The sequence below is a fragment of the Streptococcus peroris ATCC 700780 genome (genome assembly GCF_000187585.1).
GTDB lineage: Bacteria > Bacillota > Bacilli > Lactobacillales > Streptococcaceae > Streptococcus > Streptococcus peroris.
Genome location: NZ_GL732463.1, coordinates 50902 through 69926 on the forward strand (window position 1 = coordinate 50902; position 19025 = coordinate 69926).

At 40.4% G+C, this 19025-nt stretch carries 33 protein-coding genes and 1 pseudogene; all 34 read left to right on the top strand.

Annotated features, from left to right (window positions below; translation table 11 throughout):
* Positions 1–108 precede the first annotated feature (108 nt).
* The 34 genes and pseudogenes from nrdD (at position 109) to rplQ (ending at position 18992) form a co-directional block, all read left to right on the top strand.
* On the top strand, positions 109–2310 hold the full coding sequence (gene nrdD / locus HMPREF9180_RS02115; RefSeq protein WP_006144658.1) for an anaerobic ribonucleoside-triphosphate reductase: 2202 nt from the start codon (positions 109–111) through the stop codon (positions 2308–2310).
* Positions 2311–2325: 15 nt separating this feature from the next.
* Positions 2326–2466 (top strand): hypothetical protein, encoded by a 141-nt coding sequence (locus HMPREF9180_RS10255; RefSeq protein ID WP_000521625.1) that lies wholly within the window; start codon positions 2326–2328, stop codon positions 2464–2466.
* Between the two features lie 38 nt (positions 2467–2504).
* Positions 2505–3005, top strand: a pseudogene (locus HMPREF9180_RS09970) (GNAT family N-acetyltransferase).
* 4 nt (positions 3006–3009) lie between these two features.
* A complete protein-coding gene (gene nrdG / locus HMPREF9180_RS02125) occupies positions 3010–3606 on the top strand; it encodes an anaerobic ribonucleoside-triphosphate reductase activating protein (RefSeq protein ID WP_006144660.1) in 597 nt (198 codons plus the stop codon).
* Positions 3603–4241, top strand: coding sequence for a uridine kinase family protein (locus HMPREF9180_RS02130; protein WP_006144661.1), 639 nt, complete (start codon positions 3603–3605; stop codon positions 4239–4241). The genes nrdG and HMPREF9180_RS02130 overlap by 4 nt, the downstream gene beginning before the upstream one ends.
* Positions 4242–4490: 249 nt before the next feature.
* Entirely contained in the window at positions 4491–4799 is a 309-nt protein-coding gene (gene rpsJ / locus HMPREF9180_RS02135; RefSeq protein WP_001284513.1) for a 30S ribosomal protein S10, read from the top strand.
* An 82-nt stretch (positions 4800–4881) separates the two neighbouring features.
* Positions 4882–5508 (top strand): 50S ribosomal protein L3, encoded by a 627-nt coding sequence (gene rplC, locus HMPREF9180_RS02140; RefSeq protein WP_000160197.1) that lies wholly within the window; start codon positions 4882–4884, stop codon positions 5506–5508.
* A 24-nt stretch (positions 5509–5532) separates the two neighbouring features.
* Positions 5533–6156 carry a 50S ribosomal protein L4 gene (gene rplD / locus HMPREF9180_RS02145; protein WP_006144704.1) on the top strand — a complete coding sequence of 208 codons (624 nt, stop codon included), beginning with the start codon at positions 5533–5535 and terminating at the stop codon, positions 6154–6156.
* On the top strand, positions 6156–6452 hold the full coding sequence (locus HMPREF9180_RS02150) for a 50S ribosomal protein L23 (protein ID WP_001055347.1): 297 nt from the start codon (positions 6156–6158) through the stop codon (positions 6450–6452). The genes rplD and HMPREF9180_RS02150 overlap by 1 nt, the downstream gene beginning before the upstream one ends.
* A 17-nt stretch (positions 6453–6469) precedes the next feature.
* The gene (gene rplB / locus HMPREF9180_RS02155; protein WP_006144707.1) at positions 6470–7303 is read left to right on the top strand and encodes a 50S ribosomal protein L2; all 834 of its coding nucleotides are present in this window, start codon (positions 6470–6472) and stop codon (positions 7301–7303) included.
* Positions 7304–7405: 102 nt separating this feature from the next.
* A complete protein-coding gene (rpsS, locus tag HMPREF9180_RS02160; protein ID WP_000533766.1) occupies positions 7406–7687 on the top strand; it encodes a 30S ribosomal protein S19 in 282 nt (93 codons plus the stop codon).
* A gap of 11 nt (positions 7688–7698) precedes the next feature.
* Positions 7699–8043, top strand: coding sequence for a 50S ribosomal protein L22 (gene rplV / locus HMPREF9180_RS02165; protein WP_000818137.1), 345 nt, complete (start codon positions 7699–7701; stop codon positions 8041–8043).
* A 12-nt stretch (positions 8044–8055) separates the two neighbouring features.
* The gene (gene rpsC / locus HMPREF9180_RS02170; protein WP_000529936.1) at positions 8056–8709 is read left to right on the top strand and encodes a 30S ribosomal protein S3; all 654 of its coding nucleotides are present in this window, start codon (positions 8056–8058) and stop codon (positions 8707–8709) included.
* Positions 8710–8712: 3 nt separating this feature from the next.
* Positions 8713–9126, top strand: a complete 414-nt coding sequence (rplP, locus tag HMPREF9180_RS02175; protein WP_000960948.1) for a 50S ribosomal protein L16 — start codon at positions 8713–8715, stop codon at positions 9124–9126.
* A 9-nt stretch (positions 9127–9135) separates the two neighbouring features.
* Complete coding sequence (gene rpmC / locus HMPREF9180_RS02180; protein WP_000772918.1) at positions 9136–9342, top strand: 50S ribosomal protein L29; 207 nt, start codon at positions 9136–9138, stop codon at positions 9340–9342.
* 23 nt (positions 9343–9365) lie between these two features.
* Positions 9366–9626 (top strand): 30S ribosomal protein S17, encoded by a 261-nt coding sequence (gene rpsQ / locus HMPREF9180_RS02185; protein ID WP_000440801.1) that lies wholly within the window; start codon positions 9366–9368, stop codon positions 9624–9626.
* A gap of 25 nt (positions 9627–9651) precedes the next feature.
* Entirely contained in the window at positions 9652–10020 is a 369-nt protein-coding gene (rplN, locus tag HMPREF9180_RS02190) for a 50S ribosomal protein L14 (protein WP_000616547.1), read from the top strand.
* Positions 10021–10091: 71 nt separating this feature from the next.
* Entirely contained in the window at positions 10092–10397 is a 306-nt protein-coding gene (rplX, locus tag HMPREF9180_RS02195) for a 50S ribosomal protein L24 (protein ID WP_000497691.1), read from the top strand.
* A 23-nt stretch (positions 10398–10420) separates the two neighbouring features.
* Positions 10421–10963 (top strand): 50S ribosomal protein L5, encoded by a 543-nt coding sequence (gene rplE, locus HMPREF9180_RS02200; RefSeq protein WP_000013542.1) that lies wholly within the window; start codon positions 10421–10423, stop codon positions 10961–10963.
* Between the two features lie 17 nt (positions 10964–10980).
* The gene (locus HMPREF9180_RS02205) at positions 10981–11166 is read left to right on the top strand and encodes a type Z 30S ribosomal protein S14 (RefSeq protein WP_001085699.1); all 186 of its coding nucleotides are present in this window, start codon (positions 10981–10983) and stop codon (positions 11164–11166) included.
* A 213-nt stretch (positions 11167–11379) separates the two neighbouring features.
* Positions 11380–11778: a 30S ribosomal protein S8 gene (gene rpsH, locus HMPREF9180_RS02210; protein ID WP_006144711.1), complete on the top strand. Its 399-nt coding sequence runs from the start codon at positions 11380–11382 to the stop codon at positions 11776–11778.
* Positions 11779–11966: 188 nt separating this feature from the next.
* Positions 11967–12503 carry a 50S ribosomal protein L6 gene (gene rplF / locus HMPREF9180_RS02215; RefSeq protein WP_006144712.1) on the top strand — a complete coding sequence of 179 codons (537 nt, stop codon included), beginning with the start codon at positions 11967–11969 and terminating at the stop codon, positions 12501–12503.
* A gap of 83 nt (positions 12504–12586) precedes the next feature.
* On the top strand, positions 12587–12943 hold the full coding sequence (gene rplR / locus HMPREF9180_RS02220; RefSeq protein ID WP_025168560.1) for a 50S ribosomal protein L18: 357 nt from the start codon (positions 12587–12589) through the stop codon (positions 12941–12943).
* A 17-nt stretch (positions 12944–12960) separates the two neighbouring features.
* Entirely contained in the window at positions 12961–13455 is a 495-nt protein-coding gene (gene rpsE / locus HMPREF9180_RS02225) for a 30S ribosomal protein S5 (RefSeq protein ID WP_004251100.1), read from the top strand.
* Between the two features lie 13 nt (positions 13456–13468).
* A complete protein-coding gene (gene rpmD, locus HMPREF9180_RS02230) occupies positions 13469–13651 on the top strand; it encodes a 50S ribosomal protein L30 (RefSeq protein ID WP_000057241.1) in 183 nt (60 codons plus the stop codon).
* Between the two features lie 145 nt (positions 13652–13796).
* Positions 13797–14237 carry a 50S ribosomal protein L15 gene (rplO, locus tag HMPREF9180_RS02235; protein ID WP_025168561.1) on the top strand — a complete coding sequence of 147 codons (441 nt, stop codon included), beginning with the start codon at positions 13797–13799 and terminating at the stop codon, positions 14235–14237.
* A 12-nt stretch (positions 14238–14249) separates the two neighbouring features.
* Positions 14250–15560: a preprotein translocase subunit SecY gene (gene secY, locus HMPREF9180_RS02240; protein ID WP_006144715.1), complete on the top strand. Its 1311-nt coding sequence runs from the start codon at positions 14250–14252 to the stop codon at positions 15558–15560.
* A gap of 155 nt (positions 15561–15715) precedes the next feature.
* Positions 15716–16354, top strand: a complete 639-nt coding sequence (locus HMPREF9180_RS02245) for an adenylate kinase (protein WP_025168562.1) — start codon at positions 15716–15718, stop codon at positions 16352–16354.
* A gap of 117 nt (positions 16355–16471) precedes the next feature.
* Complete coding sequence (infA, locus tag HMPREF9180_RS02250) at positions 16472–16690, top strand: translation initiation factor IF-1 (RefSeq protein ID WP_001029883.1); 219 nt, start codon at positions 16472–16474, stop codon at positions 16688–16690.
* Positions 16691–16714: 24 nt separating this feature from the next.
* Positions 16715–16831 carry a 50S ribosomal protein L36 gene (rpmJ, locus tag HMPREF9180_RS10070; RefSeq protein ID WP_001808836.1) on the top strand — a complete coding sequence of 39 codons (117 nt, stop codon included), beginning with the start codon at positions 16715–16717 and terminating at the stop codon, positions 16829–16831.
* Positions 16832–16848: 17 nt separating this feature from the next.
* Complete coding sequence (gene rpsM / locus HMPREF9180_RS02255; protein ID WP_004251117.1) at positions 16849–17214, top strand: 30S ribosomal protein S13; 366 nt, start codon at positions 16849–16851, stop codon at positions 17212–17214.
* A gap of 17 nt (positions 17215–17231) precedes the next feature.
* Positions 17232–17615, top strand: a complete 384-nt coding sequence (gene rpsK, locus HMPREF9180_RS02260) for a 30S ribosomal protein S11 (RefSeq protein ID WP_001118385.1) — start codon at positions 17232–17234, stop codon at positions 17613–17615.
* A gap of 43 nt (positions 17616–17658) precedes the next feature.
* Positions 17659–18594 carry a DNA-directed RNA polymerase subunit alpha gene (locus HMPREF9180_RS02265; RefSeq protein WP_006144719.1) on the top strand — a complete coding sequence of 312 codons (936 nt, stop codon included), beginning with the start codon at positions 17659–17661 and terminating at the stop codon, positions 18592–18594.
* Between the two features lie 11 nt (positions 18595–18605).
* On the top strand, positions 18606–18992 hold the full coding sequence (rplQ, locus tag HMPREF9180_RS02270) for a 50S ribosomal protein L17 (RefSeq protein ID WP_004251124.1): 387 nt from the start codon (positions 18606–18608) through the stop codon (positions 18990–18992).
* Positions 18993–19025 lie beyond the last annotated feature (33 nt).

Here is a 19025-nt window from a genome sequence, read left to right on the forward strand (position 1 = left end):
TGTAAGAAAATAAAATTTTTATTTTCTTACACAAGATATTGATTTTTATTTTTTTAGTGATATAATACTTTTTAGAATCAATATTATATTTAAGAAAAGGGTGTGGATATGATTGTACTGGAAGAGAAGGCTGTCCCTGCTCCAACTTTATTCGTTGAAAAGCGTGATGGCAGACGTGTCATTTTTGATGTAGACAAGATTGATAAAGCACTCCATAAGGCTGCTGAAAAGGTTATGGATGTAACTCCCTTGGTCGAAAAGCGCCTTAGTGCCCTGGTTGAACGTATCGTTGATGAGATTCATAGCCGTTTCCCACAAGGTGTAAAAATCTATGAAATCCAAAACATCGTAGAACATGAGTTGTTGGAAGCTAAAGAGTATGCCTTGGCTGAGGAGTATATCACTTATCGGACTCAAAGGGATTTTGAGCGCTCAAAAGCGACAGATATCAACTTTAGCATTCATAAACTTCTCGATAAAGATCAGTCCGTTGTCAATGAAAACGCCAATAAAGATAGTGATGTCTTTAATACCCAGCGAGACTTGACAGCAGGGATTGTAGGAAAGTCAATCGGTTTGCAAATGTTGCCTAAGCATGTAGCCAATGCTCATCAAAAAGGAGACATCCACTATCACGATTTGGACTACAGCCCTTACACACCGATGACAAACTGTTGTTTGATTGATTTCAAAGGTATGCTTGCTAATGGTTTCAAGATTGGAAATGCCGAGGTAGAGAGTCCTAAGTCTATCCAAACTGCAACAGCACAGATTTCACAAATCATTGCAAATGTTGCTTCCAGCCAATATGGTGGTTGCTCGGCTGACCGCATCGATGAAGTTCTGGCACCTTATGCAGAAAAAAATTATCAAAAACACCTCAAAGATGCAGAGGAATGGGTGTTGCCAGAAAAACGTGAAGATTATGCATGGAAAAAGACAAAGAAAGACATCTATGATGCCATGCAATCCTTAGAGTATGAGATTAATACCCTCTTCACATCAAATGGTCAAACACCCTTTACATCACTTGGCTTTGGTCTAGGAACCAGTCGTTTTGAACGTGAAATTCAAAAGGCAATTTTGAATATTCGAATTAAAGGGCTTGGCTCAGAACACCGTACAGCTATCTTTCCTAAACTAATCTTCACCCTTAAAAGAGGATTAAACTTAGAAGAAGGAACTCCAAACTACGATATTAAGCAGTTGGCTTTAGAGTGCGCTACCAAGCGGATGTATCCAGATGTCTTGTCTTACGACAAAATTGTCGAGCTGACAGGTTCTTTCAAGGTTCCAATGGGATGCCGTTCTTTCCTTCAAGGATGGAAGGATGAAAACGGGGTAGAAGTTAATTCAGGCCGTATGAACTTAGGTGTTGTAACGGTCAATCTTCCACGTATTGCCCTTGAATCTGAAGGCGATATGAATAAGTTCTGGGAAATCTTTAATGAACGAATGAATATTGCTGAAGATGCACTTGTTTATCGAGTGGAACGTACGAAAGAGGCAACTCCAGCTAATGCGCCTATCCTCTATCAATATGGAGCTTTTGGTCATCGCCTTGGGAAGGAAGAAAGTGTTGACCAACTCTTTAAGAATCGTCGTGCGACTGTTTCGCTTGGTTATATTGGGCTCTATGAGGTGGCGACAGTATTCTTTGGCAACAATTGGGAAACCAATCCTGAAGCTAAAGAATTCACCCTTGATATCATTCGAGACATGAAACATCGAGTAGAAGAGTGGTCAGACCAATATGGCTATCACTTCTCTATTTATTCAACGCCGTCTGAAAGTCTGACCGACCGTTTCTGTCGCCTGGATACGGAAAAATTTGGAAAGGTTCCGGACATAACTGATAAGGAATATTATACGAATAGTTTCCATTATGATGTCCGTAAAAATCCAACTCCTTTTGAAAAATTGGACTTCGAGAAGGTTTATCCAGAAGCGGGTGCATCAGGTGGTTTTATTCACTACTGTGAGTACCCAGTTCTTCAGCAAAATCCAAAGGCCTTGGAAGCTGTTTGGGATTATGCTTATGACCGTGTAGGTTATCTCGGAACCAATACTCCAATTGACCGCTGTTACAAGTGTGATTTTGAAGGAGATTTTGAGCCGACAGAGAGAGGATTTGCTTGCCCTAACTGTGGGAATAATGATCCTAAAACAGTAGATGTTGTTAAACGGACCTGTGGTTATCTTGGGAATCCACAAGCTCGTCCGATGGTTAATGGGCGTCATAAGGAAATTGCTGCGCGTGTGAAACACATGAACGGTTCAACGATTAAGACACCTGGTCATAAAGTATAACTAAGAAAAGGAATTATGGGAAAATATCAATTAGACGATAAGGGACGAGCTCAAGTAACTCGTTATCATGAAAAACATTCTAAAGGTGGGACGGGCAAAAAAGAACGCTTGCTCAATCTTAGAGAACAGTTTTTAAACAAAAATAAGAAAAAGTGAGAGTTGCCTCTCGCTTTTCTTATAGCGGGGAGGAGAATATGGAATTACGCAGACCAAGATTGGCAGATAAAGAAACAGTTTTAGAGATGATGGCAGAGTTTGAAAAGAGCCAATCAGCCCACGATGGCGGCTTTTGGGATGCTGAGGGTTTTTCTTACGAGAATTGGCTAGAAACTAACCTGAATAAAGAAATGGGAATAAACTTGCCTGAAAATCGCGTTCCATCAATTCAGTTCGTATTGTTTGATGAATCAGGTCATGCTTTAGGTTTTTTAAATTTACGGTTGAGACTGAATGAGGGGTTGCTGAATCATGCGGGCCATATTGGCTATTCCATCCGCCCGTCTTAAAGAGACAAGGGCTACGCCAAAGAGTCCCTCCGACAAGGTCTACAAGTTGCTAAGGGAAAGAATATCAAACGAGCGCTTGTGACTTGTAGTACGGAAAATCCTGCCAGTCGAGAGGTTATCTTAGGTAATGGTGGAGAGTTGGAGGATGTTCGAAATGGAACGGAGCGTTATTGGATAGAGTTGGGGTAAAAGTATGACATGGAATACACCAAAACCAGGCGAGTGGAAGAGTGAAGAGCTCAGTAAAGGACGCATCATCGATTACAAGGCTTTTAACTTTGTGGATGGAGAAGGGGTGCGCAACTCTCTCTATGTATCAGGTTGCATGTTTCACTGTGAAGGTTGTTACAATGTAGCAACCTGGTCCTTTAATGCAGGCATACCTTATACCCCAGAGTTAGAAGAACAAATCATGGCAGACTTAGCCCAGCCCTATGTTCAAGGATTGACTTTGCTAGGAGGAGAACCATTCCTAAATACAGGTATCCTTTTGCCCCTTGTAAAACGTATTCGAAAAGAGTTGCCAGAAAAAGATATCTGGTCTTGGACGGGCTACACTTGGGAAGAAATGATGTTAGAAACCCCTGATAAACTGGAGCTCTTGTCGCTGATTGATATCCTAGTCGATGGTCGGTATGACAAAAGCAAGCGTAATCTCATGCTCCAGTTCCGAGGTTCTTCTAATCAGCGGATTATCGATGTGCAAAAATCTCTACAAAGTGGAAAAGTAGTTATTTGGGACAAGCTTAACGATGGGAAGCAAAACTATGAGCAGGTGAAGAGAGAATGAAGAAAAAAGAGCTAATAGAAAGACTAGTATCAGAAATAGAATCAGGAAGAGTAAAAACGGTTGGAATCTATGGGCATGGAGCTTCGGGAAAGTCTTATTTTGCTAAAGAGCTGTACCAAGCTTTGGATCCGCAAAGTGTCAATCTGTTAGAAACAGATCCATACATTACCTCTTATAGACATTTGGTGGTGCCGAAAGAAGCAACAGAACAGAAGGTGACGGCTTGCCTACCTGTAGCTCATGAACTAGCAAGTTTAGAAAGAGATATTCTAGCACTACAAAATGGCATGGACTTATTGACGATTGAAGAGCCGTGGAAAGCAAGTGAAGTGTTATCGGGTTCGAAATCAACGTTGATTGTAGAAGGAATGTCCGTTGCATATTTACCTAAACGTTTATTTGATTTAACCATTTGTTTTTATACGGATGATGAAACTGAGTTGGAACGTCGTCTAGCTCGGGACACTACTGTGAGAAAAAGAGAGGCCTCGTTTGTTCGTGAAACTCATCAAATCCGACGCGGACAATATCGCCGATATTATCAAGAAACAGAAAAAGAAGCGGATGTGTTAATTAATCAATCTCAAAATCAGTTTCAAATAGAGAAAGACAATTTAATAGTAAAAGATATGTAAAAATTGAGAATAGGTTGTCTTTTTTAGATCAGGAATATACGAAAACATTTTCATACTAAAAATTTTAAAAAACAGCTACAAACCCCTTGCATTCGCGAGGGGTTTGTGTTATTCTATTATGGTGCTGTAAAAACAGCTATAGCTTTGATGCAAGAGGTTGCGACACGCTCGGTTGCATTGCCACGCAACGCGCGTCGGTTTTCTTGTGGAGCTAGCCTATTATCTTAAATAGACGAAAAGGAGAAAAAGATGGCAAACAAAAAAATCCGTATCCGTTTGAAAGCATACGAACACCGTACACTTGACACAGCGGCTGCAAAAATCGTAGAATCAGCTACTCGTACAGGTGCACAAGTTGCGGGTCCAATCCCACTTCCAACTGAACGTAGCCTCTACACAATCATTCGTGCGACTCATAAATATAAAGATTCTCGCGAACAATTCGAAATGCGTACACACAAACGTTTGATCGATATCGTTAACCCAACTCAAAAAACAGTTGATGCCTTGATGAAATTGGATCTTCCAAGTGGTGTAAACGTAGAAATCAAACTTTAATTTAAAGCTTGATACCTTGAGCATGAAAAACGCTCGTTAAAAACTTTTTGAATAAAAAATATAGAAAAGGAACTATTTTCTCATGACAAAAGGAATCTTAGGGAAAAAAGTGGGAATGACTCAAATCTTCACTGAAGCTGGCGAATTGATCCCTGTAACAGTTATCGAAGCAACTCCAAACGTTGTTCTTCAAGTTAAAACTGTTGAAACAGATGGTTACAACGCTATCCAAGTTGGTTTCGATGACAAACGCGAAGTATTGAGCAACAAACCTGCTAAAGGACATGTAGCAAAAGCTAACACGGCTCCTAAGCGCTTCATTCGTGAATTCAAAAACGTTGAAGGCTTGGAAGTTGGTGCTGAAATCACAGTTGAAACTTTCGCAGCTGGAGATGTTGTTGACGTAACTGGTACTTCTAAAGGTAAAGGTTTCCAAGGTGTTATCAAACGCCACGGACAATCACGTGGACCTATGGCTCACGGTTCTCGTTACCACCGTCGTCCAGGTTCTATGGGACCTGTTGCACCTAACCGCGTATTCAAAGGTAAAAACCTTGCAGGACGTATGGGTGGCGATCGTGTAACCATTCAAAACCTTGAAGTTGTACAAGTTGTTCCAGAAAAGAACGTTATCCTTATCAAAGGTAACGTACCAGGTGCTAAGAAATCTCTTATCACTATCAAGTCAGCAGTTAAAGCTGGTAAATAATAAGGAAAGGGGAATACAGTCAAAATGGCAAATGTAACATTATTCGACCAAACTGGTAAACAAGCGGGCGAAGTTGTTCTTAACGATGCAATCTTTGGTATCGAACCAAATGAATCAGTTGTGTTTGATGTCATCGTTAGCCAACGTGCTAGCCTTCGTCAAGGAACTCACGCAGTTAAAAACCGCTCTGCTGTTTCAGGTGGCGGACGCAAACCATGGCGTCAAAAAGGAACTGGACGTGCTCGTCAAGGATCTATCCGCTCTCCACAATGGCGTGGTGGTGGAATCGTCTTCGGACCAACTCCACGTAGCTATGCGTACAAACTTCCTCAAAAAGTTCGTCGCCTTGCACTTAAGTCTGTTTATTCAGAAAAAGTTGCTGAAAACAAATTTGTAGCCGTTGATTCTCTTGAATTTACAGCTCCAAAAACTGCTGAATTTGCAAAAGTTCTTGCAGCTTTGAGCATCGATTCTAAAGTCCTTGTTATTCTTGAAGAAGGAAATGAATTCGCAGCTCTTTCAGCTCGTAACCTTCCAAATGTGAAAGTTGCGACTGCTACAACTGCAAGTGTTCTTGACATCGCAAATAGTGACAAACTTCTTGTTACTCAAGCAGCTATCTCTAAAATCGAGGAGGTTCTTGCATAATGAATTTGTATGATGTTATCAAAAAACCTGTTATCACTGAAAGCTCAATGGCTCAACTTGAAGCAGGAAAATATGTATTTGAAGTTGACACTCGCGCACACAAACTTTTGATTAAGCAAGCTGTTGAAGCTGCTTTTGAAGGTGTTAAAGTTGCAAATGTTAACACAATCAACGTAAAACCTAAAGCTAAACGTGTTGGACGTTACACTGGTTTTACTAACAAAACTAAAAAAGCTATCATCACTCTTACAGCTGATTCAAAAGCAATCGAGTTGTTTGCTGCTGAAGCTGAATAATCTAAGGAGGAAATATCGTGGGAATTCGTGTTTATAAACCAACAACAAACGGTCGCCGTAATATGACTTCTTTGGATTTCGCTGAAATCACAACAAGCACACCAGAAAAAACTTTGCTTGTTGCTTTGAAGAACAAGGCTGGTCGTAACAACAACGGTCGTATCACTGTTCGTCACCAAGGTGGTGGACACAAACGTTTCTACCGTTTGGTTGACTTCAAACGTAACAAAGACAACGTTGAAGCAGTTGTTAAAACTATCGAGTACGATCCAAACCGTTCTGCAAACATCGCTCTTGTACACTACACTGACGGTGTGAAAGCTTACATCATCGCTCCAAAAGGTCTTGAAGTTGGTCAACGTATCGTTTCAGGTCCTGAAGCAGATATCAAAGTCGGAAACGCTCTTCCGCTTGCTAACATCCCAGTTGGTACTTTGATCCACAACATCGAATTGAAACCAGGTCGTGGTGGAGAATTGGTACGTGCTGCTGGAGCTTCTGCTCAAGTATTGGGTCAAGAAGGCAAATACGTTCTTGTTCGTCTTCAATCAGGTGAAGTTCGTATGATTCTTGGAACTTGTCGTGCAACAGTCGGTGTTGTCGGAAACGAACAACATGGACTTGTAAACCTTGGTAAAGCAGGACGTAGCCGTTGGAAAGGTATCCGCCCAACAGTTCGTGGTTCTGTAATGAACCCTAACGATCACCCACACGGTGGTGGTGAAGGTAAAGCACCAGTTGGTCGTAAAGCACCATCAACTCCATGGGGCAAACCTGCTCTTGGTCTTAAAACTCGTAACAAGAAAGCGAAATCTGACAAACTTATCGTTCGTCGTCGCAACGAGAAATAATTTTAAACTAGTCGCTTAAGTGCTAGATAATCCGCCAGCTCGGTAGCGCTCCTCGTGAGCGCAAGCCGCTGTGGTACTATATTTAAAGGAGAAAATATTAAAATGGGACGCAGTCTTAAAAAAGGACCTTTCGTCGATGAGCATTTGATGAAAAAAGTTGAAGCTCAAGCTAACGACGAAAAGAAAAAAGTTATCAAAACTTGGTCACGTCGTTCAACGATTTTCCCAAGTTTCATTGGTTACACTATCGCAGTTTATGATGGACGTAAACACGTACCTGTTTACATCCAAGAAGACATGGTAGGTCACAAGCTTGGTGAATTTGCACCAACTCGTACTTACAAAGGTCACGCCGCAGACGACAAGAAGACACGTAGAAAATAAGGAGAACATAAATGGCAGAAATTACTTCAGCTAAAGCAATGGCTCGCACAGTACGTGTTTCACCTCGTAAATCACGTCTTGTTCTTGACAATATCCGTGGTAAAAGCGTAGCCGATGCAATCGCAATTTTGACATTCACTCCAAACAAAGCTGCTGAAATCATCTTGAAAGTTTTGAACTCAGCTGTAGCTAACGCTGAAAACAACTTTGGTTTGGATAAAGCTAACTTGGTAGTATCTGAAGCATTCGCAAACGAAGGACCAACTATGAAACGTTTCCGTCCACGTGCGAAAGGTTCAGCTTCACCAATCAACAAACGTACAGCTCACATCACTGTAGCTGTTGCAGAAAAATAAGGAGGTAAAATCGTGGGTCAAAAAGTACATCCAATTGGTATGCGTGTCGGCATCATCCGTGATTGGGATGCCAAATGGTATGCTGAAAAAGAATACGCGGATTACCTTCATGAAGATCTTGCAATCCGTAAATTCGTTCAAAAAGAACTTGCTGACGCAGCAGTTTCAACTATTGAAATCGAACGCGCAGTAAACAAAGTTAACGTTTCACTTCACACTGCTAAACCAGGTATGGTTATCGGTAAAGGTGGTGCTAACGTTGATGCACTTCGTGCTAAACTTAACAAATTGACTGGAAAACAAGTGCACATCAACATCATCGAAATCAAACAACCTGATTTGGATGCTCACCTTGTTGGTGAAGGAATTGCTCGTCAATTGGAGCAACGTGTTGCTTTCCGTCGTGCACAAAAACAAGCAATCCAACGTGCTATGCGTGCTGGAGCTAAAGGAATTAAAACTCAAGTATCAGGTCGTTTGAACGGTGCAGATATCGCCCGTGCAGAAGGATACTCTGAAGGTACAGTTCCACTTCACACACTTCGCGCAGATATCGATTACGCTTGGGAAGAAGCAGATACTACATACGGTAAACTTGGTGTTAAAGTATGGATCTACCGTGGTGAAGTTCTTCCAGCTCGTAAAAACACTAAAGGAGGTAAATAACCAATGTTAGTACCTAAACGTGTTAAACACCGTCGTGAATTCCGTGGTAAAATGCGCGGTGAAGCTAAAGGTGGAAAAGAAGTAGCATTCGGTGAATACGGTCTTCAAGCTACTACTAGCCACTGGATCACTAACCGCCAAATCGAAGCTGCTCGTATCGCCATGACTCGTTACATGAAACGTGGTGGTAAAGTTTGGATTAAAATCTTCCCACACAAATCATACACAGCTAAAGCTATCGGGGTTCGTATGGGATCTGGTAAAGGGGCACCTGAAGGTTGGGTAGCACCAGTTAAACGTGGTAAAGTAATGTTTGAAGTTGCTGGTGTATCTGAAGAGATCGCTCGCGAAGCGCTTCGTCTTGCAAGCCACAAATTGCCAGTTAAATGTAAATTCGTAAAACGTGAAGCAGAATAAGGAGAAGGCATGAAACTTAATGAAGTAAAAGAATTTGTTAAAGAACTTCGTGGTCTTTCTCAAGAAGAACTCGCGAAGCGCGAAAACGAATTGAAAAAAGAATTGTTTGAACTTCGTTTCCAAGCTGCTACTGGTCAATTAGAACAAACAGCTCGCTTGAAAGAAGTTAAAAAACAAATCGCTCGTATCAAAACAGTTCAATCTGAAGCGAAATAATAGACTAGGGAAGGAGAATTTCAATGGAACGCAATAATCGTAAAGTTCTTGTTGGACGTGTTGTATCTGACAAAATGGACAAGACAATCACAGTTGTAGTTGAAACAAAACGTAACCACCCAGTCTATGGTAAACGTATTAACTACTCAAAAAAATACAAAGCGCATGATGAAAACAATGTTGCCAAAGAAGGCGATATTGTACGTATCATGGAAACTCGTCCGCTTTCAGCTACAAAACGTTTCCGTCTTGTAGAAGTTGTTGAAGAAGCGGTTATCATCTAATCAAACCTGAAAGGAGAAAACTGAAATGATTCAAACAGAAACTCGTTTGAAAGTCGCAGACAATAGCGGTGCACGTGAAATTTTGACTATCAAAGTTCTTGGTGGTTCTAAACGTAAATTCGCGAACATCGGTGATGTTATTGTGGCATCTGTAAAACAAGCTACTCCTGGTGGTGCGGTTAAAAAAGGTGACGTTGTTAAAGCAGTTATCGTTCGTACTAAATCAGGTGCTCGTCGTGCTGATGGTTCTTACATCAAATTTGACGAAAATGCAGCAGTTATCATCCGTGACGACAAAACTCCTCGCGGAACACGTATCTTTGGCCCTGTTGCACGTGAATTGCGTGAAGGTGGCTTCATGAAGATCGTGTCACTTGCTCCAGAAGTACTTTAATCAATAAAACAAACACAGTCCCCTGGCTTAGCCAGGGTGCCCTTTGGGCGTAAGAATAAAAGGAGAAATAAATGTTTGTAAAAAAAGGCGACAAAGTTCGCGTAATCGCTGGTAAAGATAAGGGAACAGAAGCTGTTGTCCTTACTGCCCTTCCAAAAGTAAACAAAGTTATCGTTGAAGGTGTTAACATCGTTAAGAAACATCAACGTCCAACTAACGAACTTCCTCAAGGTGGTATCATCGAGAAGGAAGCAGCTATCCACGTATCAAACGTTCAAGTTTTGGACAAAAATGGTGTAGCTGGTCGTGTTGGTTACAAATTTGTAGACGGTAAAAAAGTTCGCTACAACAAAAAATCAGGCGAAGTGCTTGATTAATCACGAAGGAAAGGAGAAGTATAATGGCAAATCGTTTAAAAGAAAAATATCTTAATGAAGTAGTTCCTGCTTTGACAGAACAATTTAACTACTCATCAGTGATGGCTGTGCCTAAAGTAGATAAGATCGTTTTGAACATGGGTGTTGGTGAAGCTGTATCAAACGCTAAAAGCCTTGAAAAAGCTGCTGAAGAATTGGCACTTATCTCAGGTCAAAAACCACTTATCACTAAAGCTAAAAAATCAATCGCCGGCTTCCGTCTTCGTGAAGGTGTTGCGATCGGTGCAAAAGTTACCCTTCGTGGTGAACGTATGTATGAATTCTTGGATAAATTGGTTTCAGTTTCACTTCCACGTGTGCGTGACTTCCATGGTGTTCCAACAAAATCATTTGACGGACGCGGAAACTACACACTTGGTGTGAAGGAACAATTGATTTTCCCAGAAATCAACTTTGATGACGTTGACAAAACTCGTGGTCTTGACATCGTTATCGTAACTACTGCTAACACTGACGAAGAGTCACGTGCATTGCTTACAGGCCTTGGAATGCCTTTTGCAAAATAATATAGGAGGTATAACTAATGGCTAAAAAATCTATGATTGCTAAGAACAAACGCCCAGCGAAGTTCTCTACTCAAGCATACACTCGCTGTGAACGTTGTGGACGTCCACACTCAGTTTACCGCAAGTTTAAACTTTGCCGTGTTTGCTTCCGTGAATTGGCATACAAAGGTCAAATCCCTGGTGTAACAAAAGCATCTTGGTAATATTATGATACAAAGAGCGTAACAACCCCAGCAAAAATAGGAGATTTGGTACAGGAGCGATGCTCCAAAACAAATCTATCTTTTTTGCACAGGTTGTAGCTCGTGTTCAAATGAGAATAATCTCGTTTGAATGTGTCAACACTATCTGAGCCTAGCTCAATCATTAACTAGCAAGTGCAACTTGCAAACTACTAGTAAGAGGAGAAAAATAAAATGGTTATGACTGACCCAATCGCAGACTTCCTAACTCGTATTCGTAACGCTAACCAAGCAAAACACGAAGTACTTGAAGTACCTGCATCAAACATCAAAAAAGGGATTGCTGAAATCCTTAAACGCGAAGGTTTTGTTAAGAACGTAGAAATCATCGAAGATGACAAACAAGGCATCATCCGTGTATTCCTTAAATACGGAACTAACGGTGAACGAGTTATCACTAACTTGAAACGTGTTTCTAAACCAGGACTTCGTGTTTACAAAAAACGTGAAGATCTTCCAAAAGTACTTAACGGTCTTGGAATTGCTATCCTTTCAACTTCTGAAGGTTTGCTTACTGATAAAGAAGCACGCCAAAAGAACGTTGGTGGAGAGGTTATCGCTTACGTTTGGTAATATTTAGCTCCCAATTTCGTTGTGCCTCTTCGTTATTGTCTCTTGCCTAACTCAAAGTTATGTCTACGAGACAATGCCTTGATTTACTTAGAAATTGAGACCTAAACATTAACTTTTAAATCAAAAAGATTTAAACCCCGTGAAAACTGGTCGCTTGCGGCCTGACAATTTAACAGGAGAATAAAAACATGTCACGTATTGGTAATAAAGTTATTCCGTTGCCTGCTGGTGTTGAAATCACTAACAAGGATAACGTTGTAACTGTAAAAGGACCTAAAGGAGAACTTACTCGTACGTTCTCAAAAGATATCGATATCCGTGTGGAAGGAACTGAAGTAACGCTTCACCGTCCAAACGATACAAAAGAAATGAAAACAATCCATGGAACAACTCGTGCTCTTTTGCACAACATGGTTGTTGGAGTATCTGAAGGATTTAAGAAAGAACTTGAAATGCGCGGGGTTGGATACCGTGCACAACTTCAAGGATCTAAACTTGTTTTGGCTGTTGGTAAATCTCATCCAGACGAAGTTGAAGCTCCAGAAGGAATTACTTTTGAACTACCAAACCCAACAACAATCGTTGTTCACGGAATTTCAAAAGAAGTAGTTGGTCAAACAGCTGCTTATGTACGTAGCCTTCGTTCACCAGAACCTTATAAAGGTAAGGGTATCCGTTACGTTGGTGAATATGTTCGCCGTAAAGAAGGTAAAACTGGTAAATAATGTTGAGTGGTTGGTTGTCAACCGACAAACTCATTACCAACTTTGTGCATAGCACATAATTAAAAATTAAAGAGGTGAAAACTGTGATTTCTAAACCAGATAAAAACAAACTCCGCCAAAAACGCCACCGTCGCGTTCGCGGAAAACTCTCTGGAACTGCTGATCGCCCACGTTTGAACGTTTATCGTTCTAATACAGGCATCTACGCTCAAGTGATTGATGACGTAGCGGGTGTAACGCTCGCAAGTGCTTCAACTCTTGACAAAGAAGTTTCAAAAGGAACTAAAACTGAACAAGCCGTTGCTGTCGGTAAACTCGTTGCAGAACGTGCAAATGCTAAAGGTATTTCAGAAGTGGTGTTCGACCGCGGTGGATATCTATATCACGGACGTGTGAAAGCTTTGGCTGATGCAGCTCGTGAAAACGGATTGAAATTCTAATAGGAGGACACTAGAAAATGGCATTTAAAGACAATGCAGTAGAACTTGAAGAACGCGTAGTTGCCGTTAACCGTGTTACAAAAGTTGTTAAAGGTGGACGTCGTCTTCGTTTTGCAGCTCTTGTAGTTGTTGGTGACCGCAATGGTCGTGTAGGATTTGGTACTGGTAAAGCTCAAGAAGTTCCAGAAGCAATCCGCAAAGCAGTAGAAGATGCTAAGAAAAACTTGATCGAAGTTCCTATGGTTGGGACAACAATTCCACACGAAGTACTTTCAGAATTCGGTGGAGCTAAAGTATTGTTGAAACCTGCTGTGGAAGGTTCTGGAGTTGCCGCTGGCGGTGCAGTTCGTGCCGTTGTGGAATTGGCAGGTGTGGCAGATATTACATCTAAATCACTTGGCTCTAACACTCCAATCAACATTGTTCGCGCAACTGTTGAAGGTTTGAAACAATTGAAACGCGCTGAAGAAGTTGCTGCCCTTCGTGGTATTTCAGTTTCTGATTTGGCATAAGAAAGGGGATAAAATGGCTCAAATTAAAATTACTTTGACTAAGTCTCCAATCGGACGCATTCCATCACAACGTAAAACTGTTGTAGCACTTGGACTTGGCAAATTGAACAGCTCTGTTATTAAAGAAGATAACGCTGCTATCCGTGGTATGATTACTGCAGTATCTCACTTGGTAACAGTTGAAGAAGTAAACTAATGATTGTTTAGGGGATGTGCATATGACCATCCCCTAAAACTAGATATAGTCATCATAGATGACACAGTATAGGCGAGTTGATAAAGGAGACAACCTTTTCTCCTTTATCGGCGCTAGCATTTTACAAAAGAGGAGAAAATATACAATGAAACTTCATGAATTGAAACCTGCAGAAGGTTCTCGTAAAACTCGTAACCGTGTTGGTCGTGGTACTTCATCAGGTAATGGTAAAACATCAGGACGTGGTCAAAAAGGGCAAAAGGCTCGTAGTGGTGGCGGTGTACGTCTTGGTTTTGAAGGTGGACAAACTCCATTGTTCCGTCGTCTTCCAAAACGTGGATTTACAAACATCAACGCTAAAGAATATGCTATTGTAAACCTTGACCAATTGAACATCTTTGAAGATGGTGCAGAAGTAACTCCAGTTGTACTTGTAGAATCAGGAATTGTTAAAGCTGAAAAATCAGGTATCAAGATTCTTGGTAACGGTGAGTTAACCAAGAAATTGACTGTTAAAGCTGCTAAATTCTCTAAATCAGCTGAAGAAGCTATCACTGCTAAAGGTGGTTCTGTTGAAGTCATCTAAGAGAGGTGACCTATGTTTTTTAAATTATTGAGAGAAGCATTCAAAGTTAAACAAGTTCGATCAAAAATTTTATTTACAATTTTTATCGTATTTGTATTTCGAATTGGTACTAGTATCACTGTGCCATGGGTAAATGCAAATAGCTTGAACGCTTTGAGTGGACTATCCTTTTTAAATATGTTGAGCTTAGTGTCAGGGAATGCCATGAAAAACTTCTCAGTTTTTGCTCTGGGAGTTAGTCCTTACATTACAGCCTCAATCGTCGTCCAACTCTTGCAGATGGATTTATTACCAAAATTTGTAGAGTGGGGCAAACAAGGGGAAGTTGGTCGTAGAAAGTTAAACCAAGCAACTCGATACATTGCATTAGTGCTTGCATTTGTGCAATCAGTTGGGATTACTGCCGGTTTTAATGCTCTATCTGGAGCTAAACTTTTGACTGTACCACTTACACCACAAGTTTTCCTTGTGATTGGAGCCATCTTAACAGCAGGAAGCATGATTGTGACCTGGCTTGGAGAGCAAATCACAGATAAGGGATATGGGAATGGTGTTTCAATGATTATCTTTGCAGGGATTGTTGCTTCAATTCCTGATATGGTTAAAGGCATCTATGTGGATTACTTTGTCAACGTTCCAAGTAGTCGCTTGACATCGTCTCTCATTTTTGTTGCTATCTTAATCATCGCTGTTTTGTTGATTGTTTACTTTACAACTTACGTTGAACAAGCTAAATACAAGATTCCAATTCAGTATACAAAGGTAGCTCAAGGTGCACCATCAAGTTCTTATCTTCCGTTGAAGATTAACCCTGCTGGGGTTATCCCGGTTATCTTTGCCAGCTCCATTACAGCAGCACCGGCAGCAATTCTACAATTTGTAAGTGCATCTGGTCTTAACTGGGAGTGGGTAAAAACAGCTCAAGAGTTGGTATCTACATCGACGCCTTCAGGTGTTGCTTTGTATGCTCTGTTGATTATTCTCTTTACATTCTTCTATACATTTGTACAGATCAATCCAGAGAAAGCGGCAGAAAATTTACAAAAGAGTGGAGCTTATATCCATGGTGTCCGTCCTGGTAAAGGGACAGAAGAATATATGTCAAAACTTCTTCGTCGTCTCGCAACTGTCGGATCCCTCTTCCTAGGTGTTATTTCTATTTTACCTATTGTAGCGAAAGATTTATTTGGGCTTTCAGAGGTTGTTGCTTTTGGGGGAACAAGTTTGCTAATCATTATCTCTACAGGTATTGAAGGAATAAAACAATTGGAAGGTTATCTATTGAAACGTAAGTATGTTGGTTTCTTAGATACAACAGAATAATTGTAATAGAAAATAAAATTCACTATTGCTCAGAGAGTGGAGTGTAAAAATCAAAGACCTTGTCAGATTTTTAACTCCCCTCTTCTATTTTGTTTTTAAATAGGAGTTGAAATGAATTTTTGCTTCTATTTAAAAATAAAAAAGGAGATTGGATCATGAATCTTTTGATTATGGGTTTGCCTGGAGCAGGTAAGGGAACACAAGCAGCAAAAATTGTTGAAGAATTTCACGTTGCCCACATCTCAACAGGTGATATGTTTCGTGCAGCAATGGCTAACCAAACTGAAATGGGTGTGTTAGCTAAGTCGTATATTGACAAAGGCGAATTGGTTCCAGATGAAGTTACAAATGGAATTGTTAAAGAACGTCTTTCTCAAGATGATATTAAAGAAACTGGTTTCTTGTTGGATGGATACCCACGTACAATTGAGCAAGCTCATGCCTTAGATAAAACATTGGCTGAACTTGGAATTAAACTTGAAGGTGTTATCAACATCGAAGTAGATCCATCTTGCCTACTTGAACGTTTGAGTGGTCGTATCATTCATCGTGAAACTGGCGAAACTTTCCATAAAGTATTCAACCCACCAGTTGATTACAAAGAGGAAGATTATTACCAACGTGAAGATGATAAACCTGAAACAGTTAAGCGTCGTTTGGATGTCAATATTGCTCAAGGTGAACCAATCATTGCTCACTATCGTGCTAAAGGTCTAGTACATGATATCGAAGGCAACCAAGATATCAATGATGTCTTTAAAGATATCGAAAAGGTATTGATAAATTTGAAATAAAAGCGTTTTTCAGGCTTGCAAAATGTCTTGACAAATGTTATACTGAGTTAGTCTGACTTATAATTGTTGTCTCTGTGTCTAGAGGCATCAAATCGAAATTTAGGGAGGTACTTTTGCGTGGCAAAAGACGATGTGATTGAAGTTGAAGGCAAAGTAGTCGATACGATGCCGAATGCAATGTTTACGGTTGAACTTGAAAATGGACATCAGATTTTAGCAACAGTTTCTGGTAAAATTCGTAAAAACTATATTCGTATTTTAGCGGGAGATCGTGTTACTGTTGAAATGAGTCCATATGACTTGACACGTGGACGTATCACTTACCGCTTTAAATAATCGAAAAACTTGGAGGGATAAGAAATGAAAGTAAGACCATCGGTCAAACCAATTTGCGAATACTGTAAAGTAATTCGTCGTAATGGTCGTGTTATGGTAATTTGCCCAGCAAATCCAAAACACAAACAACGTCAAGGATAAGATAGAAAGGAGAAAACATGGCTCGTATTGCTGGAGTTGATATTCCCAATGACAAACGCGTAGTTATCTCATTGACTTATGTCTATGGTATCGGACTTGCAACATCTCAAAAGATTTTGGCAGCTGCTGGAGTTTCAGAAGATATTCGTGTTCGTGACCTTACATCAGATCAAGAAGATGCTATCCGTCGTGAAGTGGATGCAATTAAGGTTGAAGGTGACCTTCGTCGTGAAGTGAACTTGAACATCAAACGTTTGATGGAAATCGGTTCATACCGTGGTATCCGTCACCGTCGTGGACTTCCTGTCCGTGGACAAAACACTAAAAACAACGCTCGCACTCGTAAAGGTAAAGCTGTTGCGATTGCTGGTAAGAAAAAATAATATAGGAGGTAAAAGTCTTGGCTAAACCAACACGTAAACGTCGTGTGAAAAAGAATATCGAATCTGGTATTGCTCATATTCACGCTACATTTAATAACACTATTGTTATGATTACTGATGTGCATGGTAATGCAATCGCTTGGTCATCAGCTGGTGCTCTTGGTTTCAAAGGTTCTCGTAAATCTACACCATTTGCTGCTCAAATGGCTTCAGAAGCTGCTGCTAAATCTGCACAAGAACACGGTCTTAAATCAGTTGAAGTTACTGTAAAAGGTCCAGGTTCTGGTCGTGAGTCAGCTATTCGTGCTCTTGCTGCCGCTGGTCTTGAAGTAACAGCAATTCGTGATGTGACTCCAGTGCCACACAATGGTGCTCGTCCTCCAAAACGTCGCCGTGTATAATCATTACCTTTACACTGCTTTTCGTTTAAGAGGGAGTAACTAAATGATCGAGTTTGAAAAACCAAATATAACAAAAATTGATGAAAATAAAGATTATGGCAAGTTTGTAATCGAACCACTAGAACGTGGATACGGTACAACACTTGGTAACTCTCTTCGTCGTGTACTTCTTGCTTCTCTTCCAGGAGCAGCTGTTACATCTATCGATATCGATGGAGTATTACATGAATTTGATACAATTCCTGGTGTTCGCGAAGACGTGATGCAAATCATTCTGAACATTAAAGGTATTGCAGTTAAATCATATGTAAAAGACGAAAAGACTATTGAACTTGATGTTGAAGGTCCTGCTGAAGTGACAGCCGGAGATATTTTAACGGACAGTGATATTGAAATCGTAAATCCAGATCATTATCTTTTTACAATCGGAGAAGGTGCTTCATTTAAAGCAACTATGACTGTAAACACTGGTCGTGGTTATGTACCTGCAGATGAAAATAAAAAAGATAATGCCCCAGTTGGAACACTTGCTGTAGATTCTATTTATACACCAGTTACAAAAGTTAACTATCAAGTTGAACCTGCTCGTGTAGGAAGCAATGATGGTTTCGACAAATTAACCCTTGAAATCTTGACAAATGGAACAATCATTCCAGAAGATGCTTTAGGGCTTTCAGCACGTATCTTGACTGAACATCTTGATTTGTTTACAAATCTTACAGAGATTGCTAAGTCAACTGAAGTAATGAAAGAAGCTGATACTGAATCGGACGACCGCATTTTGGAACGTACGATTGAAGAACTGGATTTATCTGTGCGCTCATACAACTGTTTGAAACGTGCCGGTATCAATACTGTGCATGATTTAACAGAAAAATCTGAAGCAGAGATGATGAAAGTAAGAAATCTTGGACGCAAGAGTTTGGAAGAAGTGAAACTCAAACTCATTGATTTGGGTCTTGGATTAAAAGATAAATAAAGGAGGAATACATGGCTTACCGTAAACTAGGACGCACTAGCTCACAACGTAAAGCAATGCTTCGCGATTTGACAACTGATCTTTTGATCAACGAATCAATCGTGACAACTGAAGCTCGTGCTAAAGAAATCCGTAAAACTGTTGAAAAAATGATTACTCTAGGTAAACGTGGTGATTTGCATGCACGTCGTCAAGCTGCTGCTTTCGTACGTAATGAAATCGCATCTGAAAACTATGATGAAGCAACTGACAAGTACACTTCTACTACAGCTCTTCAAAAATTGTTCTCAGAAATTGCACCTCGTTACGCAGACCGTAACGGTGGATACACTCGTATCCTTAAAACTGAACCACGTCGTGGTGATGCAGCGCCAATGGCGATCATCGAATTAGTATAAAATCATCAATTTTGTTGAGTGTTATGATGATGG